The sequence below is a fragment of the Priestia sp. MDV22-iso46 genome, assembly GCF_058629175.1.
The window spans coordinates 2,133,189-2,156,535 of record NZ_JBZVWT010000001.1; the positions used below are offsets into that span (position 1 = coordinate 2,133,189).

Below are 23,347 nucleotides of genomic sequence, written 5' to 3' on the forward strand. Positions count from 1 at the left end.
GAGAAAAATTATTGAATCGCGGGGTTGGACATTTTGAAGATGTTTATAGGGGCAAGTATAATTGTCAGCGTTTTCTTGATGATCTATGTTTTTTTGCAGTATACGGTTATAAATCAGGATAATGTGTATCATGACGATGAGCAAAAAGGATTAAATAAGCAAATTGTGATTAATTTTAGCCATGTGGTAGCTGAAAACACTCCAAAAGGCTTAGCCGCTCAAAAATTTGCTGAAATCGTTAATCAAAAATCGGATGGTAAAGTTAAAATTGAAGTATATTCAAACGGTGTATTGTATTCAGACGACGAAGAACTTGCCGCCCTTCGCCGAAATGATGTACAAATGATTGCACCTTCCATTTCCAAGCTAAGCGACCTCTCCCCTACGTGGCAACTTTTTGATCTTCCCTTCATTTTCGATGATTACAGCGAGGCAAAACAAGTGTTTACCGGTAAAATCGGACAGGATTTGTTGAGTACGCTGCAAGAGAAAAACATTAAAGGGCTTGCTTTATGGAGCAACGGCTTTAAACAAATGACTAGCAATACGAAGCCTTTGCTCTATCCAGCAGATTTTCAAGGTCAAACGTTTCGCATTATGCCAAGTGAAGTAATCAAAAAACAATTCGAACTTCTTGGCGCCAAGCCTCAGGCTGTCTCGTTTAATAAAGTATATCAATCCCTTGAACGACAGGAATTTGATGGACAGGAAAATACCATTTCTAATATTTATTCAAAACGTTTGTACGAGCTGCAAAAATATATGACCATCAGCAACCATGGATACTTGGGCTACGCTGTTTTAATGGATGAAAAGTATTGGGACAGCCTCCCTGAAGATGTAAAACAACTATTAAGTGATGCAATGGTAGAAACAACTAACTGGATTTGGACTCAATCAAAAATGATGAACGATGAACAGCTGCAGCAAATAAAAAATAAATCTGGCATGCGCGTTTATTACTTAAATGATTTACAAAAAGCCGAATGGAAAAAACAGTTTAACTCTCTTTATCAATCGTTTGAAAACAATGCAACAAAACAAACGCTTGATATCATTCAACAAATAAAAAATATCGAAAGCAAAAAGTGATGACTATATAGTCAACACTTTTTTTGACCAAAATGACCAAAAAGAACATTATCACCAGAAATATAAATAGTTAAAATTATCAGTTAATATAAGGATAAGAATAATGTAAGCGTTAACAAAAATACTCTCGAAAGGAGCATTACGTATGAAATTAAGTTTTAAAAATCTAACTGTTCAAGTTGTTATCGGTATCCTTCTTGGTATTGCAATTGGCTTCATGTTTCCTGAATTTGGAGCTAAATTAAAAGTATTGGCTGATATCTTCATTAAATTAATTAAGATGGTGATTGCCCCAATTATTTTCTTAACAGTGGTCATCGGTATCGGAAGCATGGGAGATTTAAAGAAAGTGGGACGAATTGGAGGTAAAGCTCTTTTATACTTTGAGATTGTCACTACTTTTGCCTTAGCAATTGGAATTATCGTTGTAAACTTTATCAAACCTGGGGCTGGCTTTAATATCAATGGTGCAAGCGGAGCTGATGTTACTCAATATACGCAGCAAGCAGCTGAAGCGGAGCATGGCTTTATGGAGTTTATCATGGGAATTATTCCAGACAGCGTATTTGGGGCGATGGCAAATGGTGAATTATTGCCAATCTTATTCTTTGCCGTACTATTTGGAATGGCTACAGCTACACTCGGCGAAAAAGCGGCTCCTGTCATTACATTCTTTGAACGCTGTACAGATATTTTCTTTGGAATTGTTAATATGATTATGAAACTTTCACCTATTGCGGCGTTTGGAGCGATGGCTTATACGATCGGTAACTTTGGAATAGGCTCTCTTCAAAAACTCGGTTTCTTAATGGGATCTGTTTACATTACTATGTTCTTATTTATTGTATTTGTACTTGGAACCATTGCTAAGATTTATGGATTTAATATTTTTAAATTCATTGCTTTTATTAAAGAAGAAATTCTACTTGTATTAGGTACGTCTTCTTCGGAATCTGCACTGCCAAAAATGATGGACAAAATGGAGAAGTACGGATGTTCAAAATCTGTGGTAGGACTTGTCATTCCAACTGGTTACTCATTTAACCTAGATGGAACAGCCATCTACTTATCCATGGCTGCTATCTTTATCGCTCAAGCGTATGGAGTCGACCTGTCGTTAATGCAAGAGATTACGCTACTTGGTATTTTAATGCTAACGTCTAAAGGAGCTGCCGGAGTTACTGGCTCTGGATTTATTACACTAGCAGCTACGCTTGCTGCATTCCCGATGATTCCAGTTGAAGGAATCGCGCTGTTAATTGGGGTAGACCGCTTTATGTCGGAAGCTCGTGCCATTACAAACTTAATTGGAAATGGTGTAGCAACTGTAGTTGTATCGAAAATGGAAAATGAATTTCATCCTCCTGTAGAGACGATACAAGACGTTAATTCCGCACCTCCATTAGCTAAGTAATAAAAAAAGAGGTTGAGACATAGCGAAATGAATCCAATCTAAAGACGAATAAATGGGATACATGAGCTGAACCGCTTATGACACCGCAGTTGATTTCCGTACAAGACTTCGCTTTCCGCGGGCGGCCGATGAGCCTCCTCGTCGCGTACGCTCCTGCGGGGTCTCATCCCTTCCGCTTTTCCCGCAGGAGTCTTCGCCTTGTCCTCCAATCAACTGCTAGAAGGATCTAAACAAAGGAAGCCTACGTTCACCACAACAAAAAAACGAACCACTAATCAAACATTTTGATTAGTGGTTCGTTTTTCACTTCATCAAATACTTTTGTCCCAACCTCTTTTTTAGGATTAATGCGTTTCTTTTTTAGAACGTCCGCTAAGTTTCCCAACAACAACAACTAAAATAGCTAACAAAATAGGAACAATCATATGCAAATGCGGATTTAATCCTTCTAATACATGTCCCACCGCTTTGTCTTTAAAAATCATTTCACCAGCAGTATAGCCAAGAAGCGCTGCTCCGGCAATGATGATAATCGGGAATTTTTCCATGATTTTCATTAAAAGCTGACTTCCCCAAATGATTAACGGAATGCTGATAACAAGACCAAGGATAATGAGTAGAATATTGCCGTTAGCCGCACCCGCAACCGCTACTACGTTATCTAAACTCATAACAAGATCCGCTATAATAATTGTTTTAATAGCACCTGCTAGAGTTGAATTCGCTTTAATATCTCCGTCATCTTCACCTTTTAAAAGACTAATCGCAATCCATAGAAGAAGCAGGCCTCCGATGAAATTTAAAAATGGGATTGTTAATAAATATACAGCGACAAACGTTAGCCCTACACGTAATACAACCGCTCCTAATGTACCGAAAACAACCGCTTTGTTTCGATGCTCGTCCGGAAGATTCCGACAAGCTAAAGCAATCACGACTGCGTTATCGCCACTCAGTACAATGTTAATCAGTAAAATTTCTAAAAGATTTAAAATAAAACTCTGATCCATAAAAAAACTCCTTGATTGATTTTTATTAGTCTATTTCTCTATCTCTTTTTTCATTACTAGAAATAGAGAACTAAAACTCTATCAATATAACCCGTTCTTACCCTTTAATGAAGAGAAGTAGTTATTTCACTAACAGTATTTTATCACTAAAAAGAAATTTGAAATAGGGATTTGTAAAGGAAAAGTCAGTTCATTACAATAAATCAAACCTTATCCTTTATCTTTCATCTGTTTTTCACCATCACCCTCTACTATTAGTAGCAGGAGAGCATTTATAAAAAATAGAGTAATTTTTATAAATAATACAAGCCTCCAATGCTTCTTCGTTATTTTGTAGTTTTTCGACCGCTACGACATAAGAAGGGAGAAAATAGGTATGATTTTAAAAGCGCTAAAAACAAATAAATTATTAACTATTAACTATCAAAACAACGGTTTTGTTCAAACGGTAAAAGGTTATATTCAAAACTTAAACTTACTTGAACAAACTCTTCTATTAAAAGATGAAAATCAGCATGTACGATCACTTCGCCTATCAAGTATTAAAAATATTTATTGATAAAAAAAGAAGAGATTTAGACATAACTACACCAACCCCATCTAAAGACGTACAAATTGGACAAATGATCTGGACTGCTTGTTACACCGCGGTTGATTTCCGTGCAAGACTTCGCTTTCCGCGGGCGGCCGTTGAGCCTTCTCGCTGCTTACGCTCCTGCGGGTTCTCACCTGTTCCGCTTTTCCCGCAGGAGCCTTCGCCTTGCCTTCCAATCAACCGCTAGAAGCAGCTAAATAGAGTAAATTCACGTTATCATAACCATAAAAAGATCCGAACGATTCATCGTTCGGATCTTCTTTCAATTAAATAAAATACTTTTGTCCTACCCTCTTTTTATTTAGCTCACTTTATAGCGTGCGATTACTTCTTTAATTGATTCATATACAATTTCAACCATTCTTTTTAATTCTTCGTCCGTCATTGAAAGAATAGGCATCATTGTAACCACAGGACCTAGTTCTCTAATAATTAAACCTTTTTGGCGAGCCGCTAAAATAATGTCTCCCATCACTTTTTTATCTTCAAAAACAGATTTTGTTTGGCGGTCTTTCACAACTTCGATTCCTGCCATTAATCCTCTTTGTCTAATGTCTCCCACGTTAGGCAGTTCATAAAGCTTTAATAGATAACGTTTAAAAACTTTTGCCTTTTCTTTTACACTACGGATTAACTCTCTTTCTTCTATCAGTTCAATATTTCTAAGCGCTACTGCACAGGCTAATTGATTTCCCGTATACGTATGTCCATGAAAGAAGGTTTTATTTTCATCTGGATGAGCTAAAAAAGCATTAAATATCTGTTCGGTTGTTAACGTAGCAGCAAGCGGCATATACCCTCCTGTTATCCCTTTTCCTACACACATAATATCCGGTACAACATCTTCTTGCTCACATGCAAACAGCGTTCCTGTTCGTCCAAATCCAACGGCTACTTCGTCACAAATCAGCAATACCCCATACGCTTTACACAAACGCTCTACTTGTTTTAAAAAACCAGGAGGATGTGTAATAATACCCGCTGCTCCTTGCACAAGCGGTTCAATAATCAAACCGGCTACTTCTTCTCCTTTGTTCTGCAAGAGCTTCTCTAGCTGGTGAATACAGTAAGCTGAAGCTTGCTCTTCCGTTTCGAATCCTTCCATACGGTAAGTATAAGGAGAAGGTGTGGGAATTCGTTCAAACAGCAAAGGCTTAAAGATGCGATGAAATAAATCCATGCCTCCCACACTGACTGCCCCAATTGTATCTCCGTGATATGCCTCATTCAATGAGATAAATTTACTTTTGTTTTTGTACTTTACAGAGTCGAGATTTTGCCAATATTGATAGGCAATTTTCAACGCAATTTCGACAGCGGCGGAGCCTGTATCAGAGTAGAAGACTTTCGATAAGCTGTCAGGAGTAATTTCCGCTAGCTTTTTGGCTAACAAAATGGATGGAACGTTTGCGGATCCAAGCAGCGTAGAATGCGCTAATTTTTCCACTTGTATATGTAAAGCTGTATTTAATTCCGGATCATTATGTCCATGCACGTTCACCCATAGAGAAGCGTATCCATCTAAATATTTGTTTCCCTCTACATCATATAAATAGCTTCCTTCTCCTCTTTCAATAATAAGAGGATTCGATTGACGGTAAGCTTTCATTTGTGTAAACGGATGCCATACATATTCTTTATCCCATTTCTCCAGCTCAGCTTTTTGATACGGCACAGTCAAACACCTCCTGAATATGTTGAATAACACTTTTTTGCCTCATCATTTTCTCAATATATGCATCTAACTCTTCATCGATATGTGTGAATACTGGAACGGTCATTAAAGATGATATTTGAAGCAGCTTTTCAATCGTTCGAACATTATCATTATGAATGATACTGCTGTGATTAAAACGATTAAAAATGAGTCCGTTGATTTTAAGGTGATGCTCACTTGCATATGAAAAGGTAGAAAGCGCGTCGTGAATGGCTCCTAACCCCGTTGTTCCAACAGCAATAACCGGCATTTGTGCATCTATGATCAAATCTTTTGTCATATAGAATGTTGTTTCTTCCTCAATTAAAGGTACGGCAAGACCTCCCGCTCCTTCCACGAGCACTACATCAAATTTCTTTTTTAATTCATTAATGCGTTTTAAGACGATTGAAGGCTCTACTTGCTTGTTGCTCAGTGCAATAGCCAAATGAGGAGACGTCTCCGGCTTTAACTGATAAATACCCGTATCTGCTACTCCGAGCCTTGTTTCAAACCAATGAATATCCGGATAACCTCCAATTTCGTCTTGGTAGCCGGTTTGAAATGGTTTGCAAATTGTCGTTTTTATTCCTAGACGACCAAGTACTTTATACAAAATACTTGTAACCAGGGTTTTTCCAATATCTGTTCCAGTTCCTGTAATAAAATACGCTTTGCCCATTTTCTTTTTTCTCCTTTTTTTCTATGTCTTAGTTACCCTGCTTTAACCCGCTTTGATGACAAACGACTAAATTGAGGCTGCATTCGGTGAATCAGCACTGAACATAAAATACACAATAAAAGATCTCCAGGCATTGGCAAAACAGCTCCAAAAAGAAGTGTATCACTCAGTGAAAGAGGCTTTTCAATTATCCATTTCATTGCTCCGTAAAGCCAGAAGCAGCCGACTGCGTACACAATAGCTAACGTAGATAAATTAGCTGAAAAGATAGAAAAGGGTTTCTTTAAGTCATATTTTTGAATAAGATAGCCGTTCATAAATGAACCTGCAGCATAGCCAATTAAATAGCCAAACGTTGGTTTGAAGATATACCCTAAACCTCCTCCTTCTGCAAAAACCGGAACACCGATTAACCCAATACCTATGTAGCATAGCTGACTATACAAGCCTAAACGCGGACCTAGCAGCGCACCGGCTAAATAAACAGGAACAATTTGAAGAGTAAACGGTATGTAGGGAATAGGAATTTTTATAAATGCACCGATCGCCGTTAAAGCTGCAAATAAGGAAACATACGCCATTGTTTTCGGTTTCATATTTACCCTCCTTTCTCTTTTCGTTGCTTTAAGTTTGCAATAATTTCTTTTTATTTGTCAACTTAATTTTATTTTAAGTTTACAAATAAATAATAAAAAAAGACGCAAAAACCTGGGCTTTTGCGTCTTTTTGATTTTTATAAAATTACTTTTTTGTCGTCTTTAAGCTGCACTTCTTGACGGCTGATAGATAAATCAACTTTCTTTTTTACACGGGCATGATAATAAGCATAAAACAGCAGCGCTAGTGGAATACCAACATACAGTGCCATTCGCTGTTCTGCATCAAATGCCATGCTTCCCAATACGATTGTATTTAATACTAATGCGATTAAAGGTAATACCGGGTAAAGAGGGACTTTAAATTTTAAATCCTCGATTTGCCCTCCTTGATTGATATATCTTTTTCTAAATGCAAGCAGTGATGCAGCAATCGTAATCCAGCCGATTTGTGCACCTAAACCCGCTGCAGAAATGAGCCATACAAATACTGTTTCTTGAGCAAAGAATCCTGAAAGTAAAGATAAAAGCGCAATGCCTAATGTTAAAAGCAGGGCATTCATCGGCACACCGCGTTTATTTACTTTCATGAAAGCTGAACTTGCCATGTTATCTTTTGACAATGAATACAGCATACGCGTTGCTGCATAAAGACCTGAGTTAGCTACAGATAACAGTGCCGTTAGGATAACAAAGTTCATAATATCTGCTGCATATGGAATACCAATTTGGTCAAATACAACAACAAATGGACTCTCAACTACGCCTGCTTTTTCAAGCGGAATCATACCCGCTAAGACAGCTACAGCTAGTACAAAAAATACAAGCGTTCTCCATACCGTTTGTTTAATTGCTCTTGGTACAGTCTTGTCTGGGTTTTCACTTTCCCCAGCCGCTACACCAATAAGCTCCGTGCCTTGGAATGAAAAATTAACTGTAATCATGGTAATCAACACGGCACTAATTCCGTGAGGAAACACGCCGTGAGCCGTATAATTAGAGAAAAGCGGTGCGCTGTCTCCATTACTTAATGGAAGAAAACCAAACATAGCAGCTCCACCAAGCACGATAAATAAAATAATAGCTAACACTTTAATGCTGGCAAACCAAAACTCCGCTTCACCAAACGCTTTAGCTGACAGTGCATTTAATGAGAATAATAAAAGTGCAAATATAGCACACCAGATCCATACAGGAGAATCAGGAAACCATCTTTGCATGAGCTGACCTGCTGACAAAAATTCTAATGCAACCGTTACAGCCCAGCCCAACCAATATAACCATCCAAAAGCGAAACCAACACCAGGGCCAATAAATTTTGTTGTATATGTCTGAAACGAACCGGAAACTGGCATTGCTACTGCAAGTTCCCCCAAGCAAAGCATTGTTAAGTACATAATGAAGCCACCTACGATAAACGAAAGGATAGCTCCAATCGCTCCTGCTTGGCTAATCGTGTATCCTGTTCCTAAAAAGAAACCGGTACCGATAACCCCGCCGAGCGAAATCATAAACAAATGTCTGCTTTTCATCGTCTTTTTTAATTCATTTGTTTGCTGTTGTCCTTCTATCATATTAACGACATTTCCTTTCAACCTATTTATTACGAGATATTACCTAGAAAAAAATTAATAAACCTTTGTTTTCTATGCATATTTACTTACATATTTATGCGGTGTTCTCAATTTAAATGAAACAGCCTTTTGTAATCTTAACATAATGCTCACTAGATTTAAAATGTTTTTCTGCAAAAGTAAAATGAATTTTTCTTGAATAGTGTAATTTTCTTTTACTGTTGATATTCATAACCGCTTTTCTTCAAATGAATAGAGGATGCAACAAGAAAAAAGCTGTGCTTTCGAAGACGAAAGCACAGCTTTTTCACACTTTTTACCAAACAAACAATCCAACAATCATAGCACTTAATAATGAAACAGCGATACCGCTCACAAGCAGTTTCCATACGTTTTTTCCAATAATCGTTGATTTACCTTCTGATAACGTAGAATTATACGTTCCATAAATCATACCCACCGTACTGAAGTTAGCAAAAGATGTTAAGAATGTTGTAGCAACTGCAATCGTATGCGGTGGAAGTGTATCTAGATTTTTCTTCAAATCCATCATCGCGACGAATTCATTTGTTGCTAGCTTGATACCCATCAGCTGAGCTACGTACATTGCATCATGCCCCGTGAGCCCTAGTAAGAATGCGAATGGACTAAAGATATAAGAGAAAATCTTTTGTACAGTCAAGCCGTCTACGATAACGCCTAAAATACCGTTAAGCGCAGATGTAAGAGCTACATATCCAATAACCATCGCTAAAATAACAATAACCATGTTCATTCCGACTAACATACTGTTTGAAATGGTAGAGAAAAAGTCTTTTTTCTCCGACTTTGGCGGTACGTAAATCATATCTTCTTCTTTTGTAACATGAACTGGATTCAATAAGCTCACTAAAATAAGCGCGTTTAAACAGTTCAGTGGAATTGCTGTAAACACGTACGTAGCGGGAACCATCGTTAAATAAGCACCGATAATAGATCCGCTAATACTGCTCATACTCATAATTCCAAACGTAAGCAAACGGTTGTCTTTTAACACAGAAAGTTGATTACGAATAACAGCCAATGCTTCCGTGTTTCCTAAAAACATCATTTGAATAGCGAAAAAGCTTTCTAATTTAGGCAAACGAGAAACTTTCGAAATGACCCAGCCTACTTTATCGATAATCCACGTTAAAATACCAAAGTAAGATAAAATATCAAAAAATGTCACGACAAAGATGATAGGCAGTAATGCACTGAAGAAAAAGTCAACCGTTTCATTTCCCATTACGGATGGGAACGCAAAAGCAATTCCATCGTTAGCACAGGAAATTAGCCAAGTAAAGAACGAAGCAATTTTATTAATGATCCATGTTCCGATTGAAGTTCCTAACATAAACCAAGTAATGAGCACTTCAACGACCAACAGTGAAGCAATAGGACGCCACTTTATTTCTTTCTTTTTAGGAGAACATAAGAAGACGACACCCATTACTACAAAAACGCCTAATAAATTTAATAAAAAGTACATGCAAGCCACTCCCAGGTGTGTATTTGAAAACCAAAAAAAGCTCTTACTTTTCATAAATTCTGACAATAACAGAAAGTATGAAAAGTAAGAGCTTTGAAAGAAGGCTGTATCTATGATAATACGCCCTTCTTTTTGCTGCTTATATCCAAACTTTCTTGTAGTCTAGTTTTTTACGGTTACTAGGTAGAGACTATCAGACCATATTACTGATAATATACAAGATCGTAATCTTAGCTGTATTCAATTGATATGAACAAATTCTACCCTTTATTTTTTTAATAATCAACACTTTAAAAGTTTTTCGGAATAATAAAATTGGTATGAAAATTCTATTTATTTATCACTTCTTTTGAACTACTTATCCCAAAATCACACAAAAAAAGTGAATTTAATCGTTCTTTTAACTCAATTATTTTCCTATTTTTGAAGCAAAGAAATTGATTCTTTGATGAGTATGTTTAAATATCTACTTCGCTTTTCATTTAATTCCTCAAAAAAATGTTTCGTTTTTACGACTTGAGGCGTAGAAAAAAATAATCCTGCTGTTCGTTGAAATTAACCGCTTTTCAATTTACACTTTATGGTAGAAGAAAACAAATTTAATTTAGGTAGAAAGCGGGTTATAACGTGAAAAAAATATTGGCTTTTATTTTAGTGATAGGTGGTACGGCAGTCCTCTTTTCTACTGCGTTTGCACCTTCCTCTTGGTCGTTAAGTTCATTCAAGACGTCCAAGTCTGAAGCAGCGTTATCAAGTGATATTCAGCATATTCAAATTGACTCTCCAAGCATTAGTACAACTGTCGTGCCGCAAGATCGTCAAGATATTAAAACAAAAGTAGAAGGGAAAGGAAAAGTAGATGTAAAGCAAAATGGAGACACCCTAGTCGTCACTTATCAAAAAAGTCCTTTTCAATGGCTTTCTATTTTTTCAAACACAAAAGTGACAATCTACATTCCTAGAGATTATCACCACAACCTTGCGCTTACGGTAGGTTCTGGGGACCTTCAAGTTGCTGCACAGCCTGAGCAAGCGCTTCAGCTGAAAGATGTTTCGATTAAAGTAGGTTCTGGAAATGCAAGTATTTCAAACTTGATTAGCACCTCTCTTCGCACGGATGTCAATTCTGGAGATTTACAGCTGAGTGATGTTGAAAGCCAAACGGCTAAATTTGCTGTAGGCTCTGGGGAAATTAAAGGAACAAACTATAAAGGAAAACTTCAGGCGCGCATTGGATCTGGTGATCTTTATATGGATTTTAAAAAGCTAGAAGAGGCCGTTTCTGTAGATGTAGGATCTGGAGATGCCGTGCTGGTTCTTCCGAAAAGCGCTGGTTTTAAAGTGAATGGAAAAGTAAGCAGCGGTGATATAAACAATGACTTTAAGTTAAGCAATGCAACCGTAACAGAAGATGTATTAAAAGGAAAGCATGGAAATGGAAAATATCCTATTGATGTAGCTGTTTCAAACGGAGAATTAACGTTAAAATCAAAATAAAACGAACACGGAAGTGTTCGTTTTATTTATGGTCTCACTGCAATATACCACGCTACTCCTACGATTGATCCTATGAATACGACTCCGTAAATAATAGATAAATTCACTATACTTTTCTTTTTAGATTTTCCGTAATCTTCATCTACTTTCTTTGCAGCACTGATCGTACCTGCAAGGGCAGCAACGCCGATAATAATGACAAGAAGCAATGCTAATTTCATTCATTCTCTCCTCCATATTTCGGTGATTGAATAAGACTGAATACCATGATGTTATTTATTTCATTTTAAGCAGCACGATTTAATCAGAATATGAAAGCGTTATATCTTCTCTTTCTATCATAAAGCTAAATTATGTAAAATCAACCATCCAATTGTGCATTATTTTCCTCCACCACTTTACATACATAAAAAATTCCCGAGCTTCACTGCTCAGGAATCTTCACCTAATAGAAATGGCATTTTAAGGTTTTAAAATGACTTTAATGCAGTTATCTTGATGATCATTAAAGATTTTGTAGGCATCAGCTGCGTCTTCTAAAGCGACTTTATGAGTAATAATTTCTTTTGGATCGAATTCTCCTTTTACAATTTGATCATACAATTTCGGCATAACCGGAATGACAAATGGTGTAAAATTCCCAAATGGCACTTTTAAATATTCAGCTTGACCTCCTGGATGATTTCCAAACTTTTCAGTATAACCGAAATAGCCGCCAGAATCGTAATGTGGATTAGAATTATCACATTGGCTCGTTAAATCATCCTTACAGTATGCACACTGTCCGCATGCTACGTTAAACGGAATAATAACGCGATCTCCTTTTTTTACTTTTGTAACATCCGGTCCTACTTCTTCCACAATCCCCATTGGTTCATGACCAATAATATAACCGTGAGGCAATGGCATGCTTCCTTGATATAAATGCAGATCAGAACCACAAATAGCCGTTGACGTTATTTTAATGACAATGTCATCTTTCTTCTCTAACTTCGCATCTTCTACTTCTGCTACTTTTACCTGATTAGGCCCTTGATACGTTACCGCTCTCATTTTCACCCTCCATTTTTACAACCTTCATATTACTTGAATTTATCTAAAGACATGTATTCTATCCGGAGAAATCAAGGAAAATAAAAAAGCAGCGCTTACGCGTCTGCTTAAATGATTATTAAAACTGAAATAAATGTTTTCCTACCAGTACATCTGCCATCTTTACAAAGCGCTTGATTTCTAATACGTCATGAACTCGAACCATTTGAACGCCTTGTGCAATACCTGCATATACAGTAGCTGCAGTTCCTTCCATTCTTTCCGTAGGAGGAGCATCGACTATTTGCCCAATAAATCCTTTACGAGAAGTAGCAAGCAGCACAGGATAGCCCATCTTTGTCAGCTGATCTAGATGCTGAATCGCTTCTACATTATGCGCAGCCGTTTTTCCAAAGCCAATGCCTGGATCTAAAATAATTTGATCATCTCGAACTCCTGCAGCTTTTGCAATTGATATGCTTTCTTCCAAATCACTTATCATATCTGTAATCAGATTTGTATAATTGGGCTCATGACGGTTATGCATTAAAATAATAGGAACATTATAGTCAGCTGCAACTTGAGCCATTTTGGGATCAGCCTTTGCGCCCCATATATCGTTAATAATATGTGCTCCTGCTTTTAGCGCATGCTTGGCCACTTCCGACTTGTATGTATCTACAGAAATCGGCACCTCTACGCGCTTAGCCACTTCAGAAATAACAGGCACAATCCGTTTAATCTCTTCTTCATCGCTAATTCTTGTATAACCAGGACGAGTTGATTCTCCCCCGATATCAATGATGTCTGCTCCTTGCTTCACCATTTCCTCAGCATGAGCAACCGCTTTATCTACATCGTAGTATTTTCCGCCATCTGAAAATGAATCCGGGTTTACGTTTAAAATCCCCATAATAAGCGTACGGTCTGCATAATTAAGTTCATACTTTCCGCATTTAATGACGGATTGAGACGTTAAAGTTGACACTATCCTCAGCCCCTTCGTAATTTGCAAATTGATGTATATTTATAAATATCATGTATTTTGAGAATGTCATACCGTTCGTAATTATATCAAAAGTCACCAGTCCTATGTGATTTTTCTTGGAGTTTCTTTCTTCTATAGTGTGAGATAAACATTAAAAGTGAATACACAGATAACATTAAAAATCTCTATCGGGCTTGTCTTTAGGGTCTTTTTTCCTCTTCTCACATCTTTTGTGAGTCTTTTTATTCAAAAAGAAAGGATTCGCATGAAAAGCGTTTAATTTATAGCAATAGTTGGGAATTTATAATTAAGCAAATTCCATTTTTATGGAATTCATTTTAAGGAGGATGACTATGACTCAACAACCATTACAAGTCAAATTAATTCCTTATACAATTGAGTCGATTATCGACTCAACAAACGAAACGCCTAAAGGAGTAAGCTTAATTCAAGCACCTGCTATTTGGGAACAAAGCAATCAAGGAGAAGGCATTGTAATTGCAGTTATCGACACTGGTGTTGACACAAATCATCCTGACTTAAAAGATTGTATTATCGGAGGAAGAAACTTCACTTCGGATCATAACGGAGATTCTTCTGTATTTGAAGATAATAATGGGCACGGTACTCACGTGTCTGGTACCATTGCTGCTGCGCTCAACAATGAAGGGGTAGTAGGAGTGGCACCCAAAGCAAAAATTCTCAGCTTAAAAGTACTTACCAGTGAAGGATCCGGAAATTACGAATGGATTATTGACGCTATTAACTACGCCGTCGAATGGCGGGGCCCTAACAATGAACGAGCACGAGTTATTTCCATGTCACTCGGCGGACCACAGGACGTTCCAGAACTTCACGAAGCTGTTCAAAACGCTGTGAATAAAGACGTTTCTGTTGTTGTTGCAGCTGGAAATGAAGGTGATGACCGTGAAGAAACCTTTGAATATTCATATCCGGGAAGTTATAACGAAGTCATTCAAGTAGGAGCTGTAGACATCAGCTTAAGTTTAGCTCCTTTTACCAATGTCAATGAAGAAGTAGACTTAGTCGCACCCGGAGTTAACATCATCTCTACTTTTTTAGAAGGTAAATATGCTACTCTTTCAGGAACTTCAATGGCAACTCCCCACGTGGCTGGAGCTTTAGCTCTATTGATTAACTTATGTGAGAAGGAATTTGGCCGGTCTTTAATTGAAGCTGAAATCTATGCTCAACTTGTAAAAAGGACGCTTCCTCTAGGATATCGAAAAAGCTCTGAAGGAAACGGATTTCTCATGCTCGATTTGGTAGAAAAAATACATGATATTATTAACGTAGCCCGCATCAGTCCTAGTAAGTAATAAATAAGAAAAACGAGAAATCTTCTTGGTTCTCGTTAAATTGAAATAAAGACATGCGAACGCATGTCTTTATTCATATCTTAATGCTTCGATTGGATCTAGCTTTGCCGCTTTGTTTGCAGGAAGCATGCCGAATACAATGCCAATCGTCATGGAAAACAACACTCCTCCAAGTACTACTTGCCACGAAATTAATGACGGCCAGCCAGCAAATAACGAAACAAGAGCTGCCCCGCCCGCGCCGAGGCCAATTCCAAGCAAACCACCAATTAACGTGAGGGTAATGGATTCAATCAAAAACTGAGTTAGAATTTGTCTTTTAGATGCTCCCAACGCTTTACGAATACCAATTTCTCTTGTACGTTCCGTTACAGAAACCAGCATAATGTTCATAACGCCAATCCCGCCAACAAGCAGTGAAATGCCTGCAATCGATCCAATAATCGTTGTCATAATTCGCGTTACATTTCCAATGCTATCTGCTATTTCTTCTAAGTTCTGCACTTGGTAAGCATCTTCCGCATCATGCAAATTATTTAACAAATCCGTTGCGTCATTGCCTACTTTTTTTAGTTGATCAGAGCTTTTTGCTTGAACACTAAGGTTGGTGTAATCGAGCTTACCGAAGCTTGATTTATACGTATTATTCGGAATATAAATGGTCGGTATTTCAAATGCTAAAAAGCCCGTTGCCTTTTTTGTGACACCAATAATTTTGATAGGCTGTCCTTGAATCCATACTACTTGCCCAAGAGCTTCTTTTTTATCAAATAGCTCTTTTTTCATATCGCTTGTGATAACACCTACTCGATTACCTGATAAAAAGTCAGAGCTGTCTAACATTCTTCCTTTTGAAACTTCCAGCTGATTAACTTCAATATATCCTTCGTTAATAGCATTAACAGTCGTATCAGATTCCTTGTCTCTATATCTTATCCCCATTCCCATTGAGCTAGAAGCCACCACATTCTTCACTCCGGGAATAGTCGAAAGAGCTTTAATATCATCCTCTGTAAAGATGGGCTCACCCGTCATTGAAAGGTCATCAGCTTGCATCTCGTCTTCAGGAGGCTGATAGTATACATCAACTGTATTGCTTGCTCCTGTTATTTCCGACTTAATCATTTGTTCTCCGCCTTGACCAATGGCTACAACGATAATAACAGCCGCTACGCCAATGATAATACCAAGCATCGTCAAAATAGAGCGCATTTTATGAGCAAGAACCGAAGAGAGAGCCATACGAATATTTTCTATCAAACTCATAAGCTATCGTTCTCCTTATCGCTATGACTTAGCACTTTACCGTCACGAACGATAACTGTACGCGATGTGTATTCTGCCACTTCAGGTTCATGGGTAATGACTACCACTGTTGTGCCATCTGCATTAAGTTTAGAAAATTGTTCCATAATATCAGCACTTGTTTTTGTATCTAGAGCTCCTGTTGGTTCATCCGCTAAAATAAGCGTCGGATTATTAACAATAGAACGAGCAATAGCAACACGCTGCTTTTGCCCTCCTGATAACTCGCTCGGTAAATGTTTCATCCGCTCACTCAGCCCTACTTTTTCAAGCGCAGCTTCTGCTCTGGCTCGTCTTTCCTTACGCGTTACACCGGCGTATACCATTGGAAGCTCTACGTTTTCTACCGCTGTTAAACGCGGCAACAGCTGAAATTGCTGAAAAACAAAACCGATATGAATATTCCTTACTTTTGCAAGCTGCTCATCACTATAAGTAGAGATTTCTTGTTCATTTAATAAATAGGACCCTGAAGACGCACGGTCTAAACATCCGATAATGTTCATTAGCGTTGATTTACCTGAGCCAGAAGGTCCCATAATCGCAACAAATTCACCGTCATAAATCTTCAAATTAATATCTTTTAAAATTAGCACTTCCTCTTTGCCAAGATGATAACTTTTATGAATATTCACAAGCTCAATCATTGAACAGTCACTTCCGCACCGTCAGTTAAGTTCTTTGTAGGATTTGTAATGACTTTGTCTTTAGAAGATACGCCGCTTTTGATTTCAATAAATTTATTTGTTGTTTCTCCAATCTTTACTTCCTTACGAACCGCCTTTTTATCTTTCACTACATATACATATTTTTCTCCGTCTTCATTTACAACTGCTTTTATCGGCAAAGATGAAGCTTTTTTACTGCTTGTTTCAATTTCAAGCAGCAACTTAAATCCCGGCTTAATCATCGTGATATCCTGGTCATCTACTTTTACTTCAATTGGATATTGATTAGCCGCATCATTGCCCGCTTCTGCTGATGCCTGCTGCTGAGGTAGATAGTCAATTTGTTTGACGCTCCCTGCCCATTCTTTATCAGGCAGCACATCTGATGTAATTTTAACAGCTTGACCGGTTTTAATTTTTAATGCATCATACTCAGACAGCACGCCAGTAGCTAAGTATTCATCGGTATTACCAATATGTATAAGCGGTTTTTGAACGTCACTTGTGTTATTAACCGCTTCTTTATCTACTTCTAGCACCGTCCCATTAATATCACTCGCTACGTCTAAATTACGTTCTTTTTTAGCAATTGATTTGGCTTCTAGTTTGTTTCGTTCTAAATCAATTTTAGCCGTTTCTAAATCGAGATTGAGCTGCGTACGCTCTGTATCAATTTGATCTCTCGCTTCTTGCTTACTCATTTCTTTTTCCAATTCTTTTTGTTTTTTATTTAAATTAGAAAGCTGTTTACTTACTGATTCAATTTGCAGCTGACTGGATTTTTTTTCTAGATTGTTTTGTTCTTGCTCTAAATCAAGCGCATCGCTCTCGTATGTTACAAGAGAGGTGCCCTGCTGTACACGAGAGCCTTCTGTTACGTGAAATCGTTCAACCTCGCCTTTTTCAGCATCAAAATAGACATATTGTTCATCAGCAAGCTTTAACGTACCCGGAACCATAACTGTATTTCTTAACTTTTTTTCCTTTATATTTGCTACGTGAACATTGACTGCTTTCCCACTTACACTTTGTGCACGATATACGTTAATCCCAATAACCGCAACAATAACAACTGCTACAGCTGTAATAATTATTCCTTTTTTCATTTACAACCCTGCTCCTTTAAGCGCTTCTGAAGCAGCTCCTCCAACTCCTGAAATAGCGGCTCCTAAGATGAATAAAATAATTACTGTAATAATAGAAGCAGCTTTTGATACATTTGCCACTTTTTGTAGTCCTACTGCTGTCAGAATAAGTCCCCAGATAGAAAAGATTTCAATGGAAGTAAATACTCCTCCCATAGCACCTTTAGCACCAACCATTCCATTTAACGAAGTCACATTAGCTGAAGTATGGGCTAGTGCAGCTACTCCCGTATTAATTAGCTGACCGATTGCTGTGATGAACGTAACAAACAAATTCAAACTAAACATTTGGCGGTAAGTTGTTTTTCCAGTCCCTAACTTTGCAATTAAAAACAGAATCAAACTTGTGAATGCCAGTGTAGCAACTACTGCAATAACTCCTCCAATCGCTCCGCCAATCATACTATATGTTGAATTCACTTCAATGCCAGCTTCTTTTTGCTGTTGCAGCGCTTCTTGTCCCTGAGGGGTATAGACGGCTAGAATCGTTGTTGCAGCTGTTAAGATGAGGATAAGAAAAAGAGGTCCCCAGATGACCGGGCTGCTTTTCATTTTCTCAAACTGTACAACCGGACTCGTAATAAAACCAAAAATAGAAGGCTTTCCTTTCTCTTGGACTTCCGAAGATACATTGACTTCTGTGCTCATAATCAAACTCCTTTTATTTTGTTTCGTTATTAGCTCTTAAGACCCGTCTTTTACTATTTTTTAAAGTCTTCTAGCAAAATCGGCTCTCTCTAAGAAACTCTCAAACACCTAATATTCTAACATAATTATACAAATAAATTTACATTTTTCTTACATTTTATATTTTTTATGGTATTTTTAGAAATTAAAGAGATGTCTTAATGCTGAATTACAGTATTAATTTTATTTATATTTTCTAAATATTCTAATTATAATTTGACATCGTTCAATATAATTCGTATATTATGATTAAAGTTTATTATTCCTATGTTTTTTGTAAGTTTTATATTTAAGGAGGAGTTTCAATGTCTGCTAAGAAACCATTTCGTCCTGAAACACAAGCCATCCATTCTGGCCAACAGCTTGACCCGGCTACTTTTTCGCGTGCGGTACCTATTTATCAAACAAGCTCATTTGGTTTTAAAGATACGGAGCACGCTGCATCTTTATTTAATTTAAGTGAACAAGGCTACATCTACACTCGAATTGTAAACCCTACTACGGACGTTTTTGAACAGCGAATTGCTGAGTTAGAAGGCGGGGTAGGTGCTCTAGGAGTAGCTTCGGGTCAGTCAGCTACTACCTTTTCCATTTTGAATATCGCTTCCGCAGGAGATGAAATTGTATCAGCAAGCAGTTTATATGGGGGAACATACAACCTCTTTTCGTCTACGCTTCCTAAACTGGGCATTACCGTCAAATTTGTAAACGCCGATAATCCAGAAAATTTTAGAAGTGCAATCACTTCCAAAACAAAGGCAATTTATGCTGAATCCGTTGGAAACCCGCAGGGAAATGTGCTAGACATCGAAGCAGTTGCAGACATTGCCCATGAACATGGAATTCCTCTTATTATTGATAATACGGTTCCAAGCCCTTACCTTCTTCGTCCCATCGATTTCGGAGCAGATATTGTCGTTCATTCTGCTACTAAGTTTCTTGGAGGGCATGGAACAGCAATTGGGGGTGTTATCGTAGACAGTGGAAAATTTGATTGGGAAGCGAGCGGGAAATTTCCAGACTTAACAACTCCAGATCCAAGTTACCATGGCCTTGTATACACAGAAGCTGCCGGTGAAGCTGCTTATATTACAAAAGCGCGCGTTCAGCTTTTACGAGATATTGGAGCTGCTTTATCACCTTTTAATTCCTTTTTACTCCTTCAAGGGGTAGAAACACTCCATCTGCGATTAGAGCGTCACAGCGAAAACGCATTAAAGGTAGCGAAATTTTTAGAGCAGCATGAATTAGTAGAATGGGTAAATTATGCGGGGCTTCCTTCCCACCCTTCCTATTCTTTGGCACAAAAATACTTGCCTAAAGGGCAAGGAGCAATTTTAACCTTTGGTGTAAGGGGAGGAAAAAACGCTGCGGCTAAGTTAATTGATTCGGTTCAGTTATTTTCTCATTTAGCCAATATCGGCGACTCTAAATCACTCATTATTCACCCGGCAAGCACCACTCATCAACAGCTATCTAAAGACGAACAAAAAGCTTCGGGTGTGACGCCAGAACTCATTCGTTTATCGGTTGGAACAGAAGCAATCGACGACCTTCTTGAAGATTTAGATTATGCCTTAAAAGCCAGCCAAAAAGTGAATACAACTGTTTAAAAGCTGTGATTTTCCACAGCTTTTTTTATATCATCCAATAACTTTTTATACTTTCGCTTATGCTACAATAAACAAAACGAATGAAAAAGGAGTTACTATGAACACGTTCAATTCAATACCTGCTATCACATTTACAGACGTTCATAAAACATTTAAGGATAAAGAACATAGTGTTTTAAAAGGCATATCGGGTACAGTGATGCAAGGCTCGCTCGTCATGATGGTAGGACCATCAGGATCCGGAAAAAGCACCCTTCTTTCCATGTGCAATTTACTTTCCGCACCTGATGAAGGAAGCATTGAAGTATATGGAAAAGACATTAGCAAATGGAATATTTCTGATTTACGAAAAAAAGTGGGCATTGCTTTTCAATCAGCTCCTGTTATTGATGGAACAGTGCGTGATAATATGATGCTTGTTCAAAAACTGCATGGCAAGCAGGATATTATGCCTGAAGAACTCTGTGCCTTAACCGGTCTTTCCCCTGACTTGTTAGAGCAGGATGCAAGAGATTTATCCGGTGGTCAAAGACAAAGGTTATCATTAGCCCGCACGCTGTCGAACGGATCTGACCTTTTACTTTTAGACGAAATCACTTCCGCTTTGGATGCCACTTCTGCTCATGAAATTGAACAGCTTATTTCTCATTTACATAAAGAGCAGAATAAAACGATTATTTGGGTTACCCATAATTTAGATCAAGCGAAACGTTTAGGAGAGGAAGTCTGGCTTTTAATGAACGGAGTGATTGTAGAAAAAGCGAAGACGGAGACCTTTTTTCATGCTCCTGTAAAAGCTGAAACAAAACAATTTATTGAAGGAGCCCTTCTATGAGTTCACTTTCACTGATTTTTACAATCATTTTTGTTTTTATTGCTCTTTTTTTATCAAAATCTTTTCGGATAGGACTCGAAAAAGATATTATCATTGCCAGTATTCGAGCAGCTGTTCAGCTGTTAGTGATAGGATATGTTTTATCTTTTATTCTTGACGCGAATCACCCTGCTTTTATGATTCTCATTTTATTCGTTATGCTGACGGTCGCTTCCCAAAATGTTGTAAAGAAAAAAAAGCAGGGATTTAAAGCTTTCTTTCGTGTATTTGTCACTCTTTTTATTGTAGAAATCCTGACCCAAAGCGTTATGCTCGGACTACATATTATCCCTGCTACTCCGCGATATATCATTCCTGTCAGTGGTATGATTATTGGAAATTCGATGATTTTGGCCAATTTATTTTTAAATCGGTTAGATGCTGAAGTAAATAGAAGACGAGACGAAATTCAATTGATTCTGGCGCTTGGCGGCACTCCTCAACAAGCTATTCATAGTATTTTAAATGCCGCAATCAAAGCTAGCATGATTCCTACTGTAGAAAGTCAAAAAACAATTGGACTCGTTCAGCTTCCGGGTATGATGACAGGCCAGATTATTGGAGGGGCAGATCCGATACAAGCTGTCAAATTCCAGCTGCTTATCGTTTTTACTATTCTAGCGTCTGCTACGCTTTCCTGCGTCATCTTAAGCCGATTAACATACCCTACCCTTTTTAATAGCTATCAGCAGCTTATCCGTGAGCATACATAAAAAAAGAAAGGAGACTCCTTTCTTCTTTTTTTATTGAGCAGCTTTTTTTAATCTTGATCCTATGTCACTTCCAAAGGTTACTCCTAAATCGCCGAGCCATCTTCTATACGCAATACTCAGTCGGTCCGGATTCAAATGAAGCTCTGCTTGTAAGTCAAGCGGCAGCTCTTCTGGTTTTTGACTTTCCACAATACTGGTATCTTGTTCAATAATAAGCTGCTGAAAATCGCGGAAATATTGATCAGGTGCATCAAACGAATAGTTTCTAGAAACCAGCGCAAACACCGTGGACTTCCTTTCCTCTTCAGGTAAAACCGCAAACAGCATTGAAAAGATTTCACCCGTTTCGTAGTTCACTTTTTTCAACCTTGCAACGGTAGGACGAAGAATTTCAAAGGTATAATAAATAGTCGCAAAGTTACCCGTACCATCTGCATCTGCGTACACAGCGATTTCATCAGAAACGTATCGGTTATCTTTCCAATGCACCTTATAATCAGGAATTTCAGCGTAGTCAGAGTGTCCAAGGCTTCCTTCGTGAACAAAAGCCAAATGGCTTACATCTAGGAAGTTTTCTACGACACGAGGAGCTGCTGCCTGCAGAGTATGAGGGTTGGCGCAAACCGTTTTGAATCCGGAGTTAAGATGTTCATCATAAAAGGGAAGAGGAGTATCACCTGCCTCGCTGTTCATCTTCACCCATATAATCCCGTACTTTTCAACGCAGGCATATACCTGTGCTTTTGCTTTTGAAGGAATAGCTCTTCCCGGCGGCTGTTGAGGAATTTTCACACAAGCCCCGGCATCATCGTATTTCCATCCGTGATAAGGGCATACAATGCAATCATCTACCACTTTTCCAAGAGATAACGCTGCACCGCGGTGGATGCACAAATCTTTAAATGCTTTAATGGCATTAGTTGTGCGAAAAAGCACAACTCGCTCTTCTAAAATCGTTACTTGCAAGGGCTGATCTGTTAAATCATGTGAATAAGCTGCAGGCAGCCATTCCTTAGCCAATACTAAATCTTTAATCATCTGCATCGCCTCCGTACAATAAGTAAATTTATTTCTTGTTTATAAAAAAAACCGCAGAAATAGAAGGAGTGCTTCTAATTCCGCAGCTTTTTCGTTCCGTAAAACAGACTATAAGCGCGCGAAGATTCTACATGATTGCAGATAGAGCGACCTTAGCACTTCATCTACAATGACAATACGTATTCATCGCTATTTTTTTAATCTTAAAATCTAACCCTTATATATTGAATAAAGAGCGGCCAGCCGATAAAAGCTTTTCTGTCCACTGATTTCTCTTA

At 38.0% G+C, this 23,347-nt stretch carries 23 protein-coding genes, 1 pseudogene and 1 riboswitch; of the genes and pseudogenes, 8 read left to right on the plus strand and 16 right to left on the minus strand.

What is annotated here, in order from left to right:
- The first annotated feature begins 33 nt into the window (after positions 1 to 33).
- Positions 34 to 1,092, plus strand: a complete 1,059-nt coding sequence (locus tag AC4NPH_RS10830; RefSeq protein ID WP_155660575.1) for a DctP family TRAP transporter solute-binding subunit — start codon at positions 34 to 36, stop codon at positions 1,090 to 1,092.
- Between the two features lie 145 nt (positions 1,093 to 1,237).
- The gene (locus tag AC4NPH_RS10835) at positions 1,238 to 2,506 is read left to right on the plus strand and encodes a dicarboxylate/amino acid:cation symporter (RefSeq protein ID WP_013055541.1); all 1,269 of its coding nucleotides are present in this window, start codon (positions 1,238 to 1,240) and stop codon (positions 2,504 to 2,506) included.
- Between the two features lie 75 nt (positions 2,507 to 2,581).
- Here the strand turns inward: AC4NPH_RS10835 and AC4NPH_RS10840 are convergent, their stop codons facing one another.
- The gene (locus AC4NPH_RS10840; protein ID WP_013055540.1) at positions 2,582 to 2,719 is read right to left on the minus strand and encodes a hypothetical protein; all 138 of its coding nucleotides are present in this window, start codon (positions 2,717 to 2,719) and stop codon (positions 2,582 to 2,584) included.
- A 131-nt stretch (positions 2,720 to 2,850) separates the two neighbouring features.
- Positions 2,851 to 3,516 (minus strand): TerC family protein, encoded by a 666-nt coding sequence (locus AC4NPH_RS10845; RefSeq protein ID WP_013055539.1) that lies wholly within the window; start codon positions 3,514 to 3,516, stop codon positions 2,851 to 2,853.
- 376 nt (positions 3,517 to 3,892) lie between these two features.
- Here AC4NPH_RS10845 and AC4NPH_RS10850 point away from each other — a divergent pair, with 376 nt between their 5' ends.
- Entirely contained in the window at positions 3,893 to 4,075 is a 183-nt protein-coding gene (locus AC4NPH_RS10850) for a YolD-like family protein (RefSeq protein ID WP_013081858.1), read from the plus strand.
- Between the two features lie 81 nt (positions 4,076 to 4,156).
- Here the strand turns inward: AC4NPH_RS10850 and AC4NPH_RS10855 are convergent, their stop codons facing one another.
- The 6 genes from AC4NPH_RS10855 to AC4NPH_RS10880 form a co-directional block, all read right to left on the minus strand.
- Positions 4,157 to 4,291: a hypothetical protein gene (locus AC4NPH_RS10855; protein WP_255256008.1), complete on the minus strand. Its 135-nt coding sequence runs from the start codon at positions 4,289 to 4,291 to the stop codon at positions 4,157 to 4,159.
- A 121-nt stretch (positions 4,292 to 4,412) separates the two neighbouring features.
- On the minus strand, positions 4,413 to 5,786 hold the full coding sequence (gene bioA, locus AC4NPH_RS10860) for an adenosylmethionine--8-amino-7-oxononanoate transaminase (protein ID WP_013055538.1): 1,374 nt from the start codon (positions 5,784 to 5,786) through the stop codon (positions 4,413 to 4,415).
- Positions 5,767 to 6,489 (minus strand): dethiobiotin synthase, encoded by a 723-nt coding sequence (bioD, locus tag AC4NPH_RS10865; protein WP_013055537.1) that lies wholly within the window; start codon positions 6,487 to 6,489, stop codon positions 5,767 to 5,769. Before bioD ends, bioA begins: the two co-directional genes overlap by 20 nt.
- Positions 6,490 to 6,521: 32 nt before the next feature.
- Positions 6,522 to 7,085, minus strand: a complete 564-nt coding sequence (locus AC4NPH_RS10870) for a biotin transporter BioY (protein WP_057274358.1) — start codon at positions 7,083 to 7,085, stop codon at positions 6,522 to 6,524.
- A gap of 137 nt (positions 7,086 to 7,222) precedes the next feature.
- The gene (locus tag AC4NPH_RS10875; RefSeq protein ID WP_013055535.1) at positions 7,223 to 8,659 is read right to left on the minus strand and encodes an amino acid permease; all 1,437 of its coding nucleotides are present in this window, start codon (positions 8,657 to 8,659) and stop codon (positions 7,223 to 7,225) included.
- Positions 8,660 to 8,975: 316 nt separating this feature from the next.
- Positions 8,976 to 10,169 carry a NupC/NupG family nucleoside CNT transporter gene (locus tag AC4NPH_RS10880; protein ID WP_013055534.1) on the minus strand — a complete coding sequence of 398 codons (1,194 nt, stop codon included), beginning with the start codon at positions 10,167 to 10,169 and terminating at the stop codon, positions 8,976 to 8,978.
- A 138-nt stretch (positions 10,170 to 10,307) separates the two neighbouring features.
- A riboswitch (purine riboswitch) is annotated at positions 10,308 to 10,409 on the minus strand.
- Between the two features lie 387 nt (positions 10,410 to 10,796).
- On the opposite strand from AC4NPH_RS10880, the gene liaG reads away from it, so the two are divergent.
- Positions 10,797 to 11,666 carry a LiaG family protein gene (gene liaG / locus AC4NPH_RS10885; protein WP_063670593.1) on the plus strand — a complete coding sequence of 290 codons (870 nt, stop codon included), beginning with the start codon at positions 10,797 to 10,799 and terminating at the stop codon, positions 11,664 to 11,666.
- Positions 11,667 to 11,692: 26 nt separating this feature from the next.
- Here the strand turns inward: liaG and AC4NPH_RS10890 are convergent, their stop codons facing one another.
- The 3 genes and pseudogenes from AC4NPH_RS10890 to folP all read right to left on the minus strand — a co-directional run bounded on the left by AC4NPH_RS10890 (position 11,693) and on the right by folP (position 13,686).
- Positions 11,693 to 11,887, minus strand: a complete 195-nt coding sequence (locus AC4NPH_RS10890) for a hypothetical protein (RefSeq protein ID WP_013055532.1) — start codon at positions 11,885 to 11,887, stop codon at positions 11,693 to 11,695.
- A 370-nt stretch (positions 11,888 to 12,257) separates the two neighbouring features.
- Positions 12,258 to 12,719 (minus strand): annotated as a pseudogene (locus tag AC4NPH_RS10895) (alcohol dehydrogenase catalytic domain-containing protein); the annotation flags it as partial.
- Between the two features lie 118 nt (positions 12,720 to 12,837).
- Positions 12,838 to 13,686: a dihydropteroate synthase gene (folP, locus tag AC4NPH_RS10900; RefSeq protein ID WP_013055530.1), complete on the minus strand. Its 849-nt coding sequence runs from the start codon at positions 13,684 to 13,686 to the stop codon at positions 12,838 to 12,840.
- A 353-nt stretch (positions 13,687 to 14,039) separates the two neighbouring features.
- On the opposite strand from folP, the gene AC4NPH_RS10905 reads away from it, so the two are divergent.
- Complete coding sequence (locus AC4NPH_RS10905) at positions 14,040 to 15,026, plus strand: S8 family peptidase (protein ID WP_097813376.1); 987 nt, start codon at positions 14,040 to 14,042, stop codon at positions 15,024 to 15,026.
- A gap of 69 nt (positions 15,027 to 15,095) precedes the next feature.
- Here the strand turns inward: AC4NPH_RS10905 and AC4NPH_RS10910 are convergent, their stop codons facing one another.
- Genes AC4NPH_RS10910 through yknW form a run of 4 tightly spaced genes read right to left on the minus strand, consistent with a single transcriptional unit; the run spans position 15,096 to position 18,792 of the window.
- Positions 15,096 to 16,292 (minus strand): ABC transporter permease, encoded by a 1,197-nt coding sequence (locus tag AC4NPH_RS10910; RefSeq protein ID WP_097813377.1) that lies wholly within the window; start codon positions 16,290 to 16,292, stop codon positions 15,096 to 15,098.
- Positions 16,289 to 16,978 carry an ABC transporter ATP-binding protein gene (locus tag AC4NPH_RS10915; protein ID WP_013055527.1) on the minus strand — a complete coding sequence of 230 codons (690 nt, stop codon included), beginning with the start codon at positions 16,976 to 16,978 and terminating at the stop codon, positions 16,289 to 16,291. The genes AC4NPH_RS10910 and AC4NPH_RS10915 overlap by 4 nt, the downstream gene beginning before the upstream one ends.
- Positions 16,975 to 18,105: an efflux RND transporter periplasmic adaptor subunit gene (locus AC4NPH_RS10920; RefSeq protein WP_097813378.1), complete on the minus strand. Its 1,131-nt coding sequence runs from the start codon at positions 18,103 to 18,105 to the stop codon at positions 16,975 to 16,977. Before AC4NPH_RS10920 ends, AC4NPH_RS10915 begins: the two co-directional genes overlap by 4 nt.
- Complete coding sequence (yknW, locus tag AC4NPH_RS10925) at positions 18,106 to 18,792, minus strand: YknW family membrane protein (protein WP_053486862.1); 687 nt, start codon at positions 18,790 to 18,792, stop codon at positions 18,106 to 18,108. It abuts the gene before it with no gap.
- A 344-nt stretch (positions 18,793 to 19,136) separates the two neighbouring features.
- On the opposite strand from yknW, the gene AC4NPH_RS10930 reads away from it, so the two are divergent.
- The 3 genes from AC4NPH_RS10930 to AC4NPH_RS10940 all read left to right on the plus strand — a co-directional run bounded on the left by AC4NPH_RS10930 (position 19,137) and on the right by AC4NPH_RS10940 (position 22,031).
- Positions 19,137 to 20,444 carry a homocysteine synthase gene (locus AC4NPH_RS10930; RefSeq protein WP_013055524.1) on the plus strand — a complete coding sequence of 436 codons (1,308 nt, stop codon included), beginning with the start codon at positions 19,137 to 19,139 and terminating at the stop codon, positions 20,442 to 20,444.
- A 97-nt stretch (positions 20,445 to 20,541) separates the two neighbouring features.
- Entirely contained in the window at positions 20,542 to 21,279 is a 738-nt protein-coding gene (locus tag AC4NPH_RS10935; protein ID WP_097813379.1) for an ABC transporter ATP-binding protein, read from the plus strand.
- Positions 21,276 to 22,031: an ABC transporter permease gene (locus tag AC4NPH_RS10940; RefSeq protein ID WP_013055522.1), complete on the plus strand. Its 756-nt coding sequence runs from the start codon at positions 21,276 to 21,278 to the stop codon at positions 22,029 to 22,031. Before AC4NPH_RS10935 ends, AC4NPH_RS10940 begins: the two co-directional genes overlap by 4 nt.
- A gap of 30 nt (positions 22,032 to 22,061) precedes the next feature.
- Here the strand turns inward: AC4NPH_RS10940 and AC4NPH_RS10945 are convergent, their stop codons facing one another.
- Positions 22,062 to 23,069 (minus strand): aromatic ring-hydroxylating dioxygenase subunit alpha, encoded by a 1,008-nt coding sequence (locus AC4NPH_RS10945; protein ID WP_013055521.1) that lies wholly within the window; start codon positions 23,067 to 23,069, stop codon positions 22,062 to 22,064.
- Positions 23,070 to 23,347: the final 278 nt, after the last annotated feature.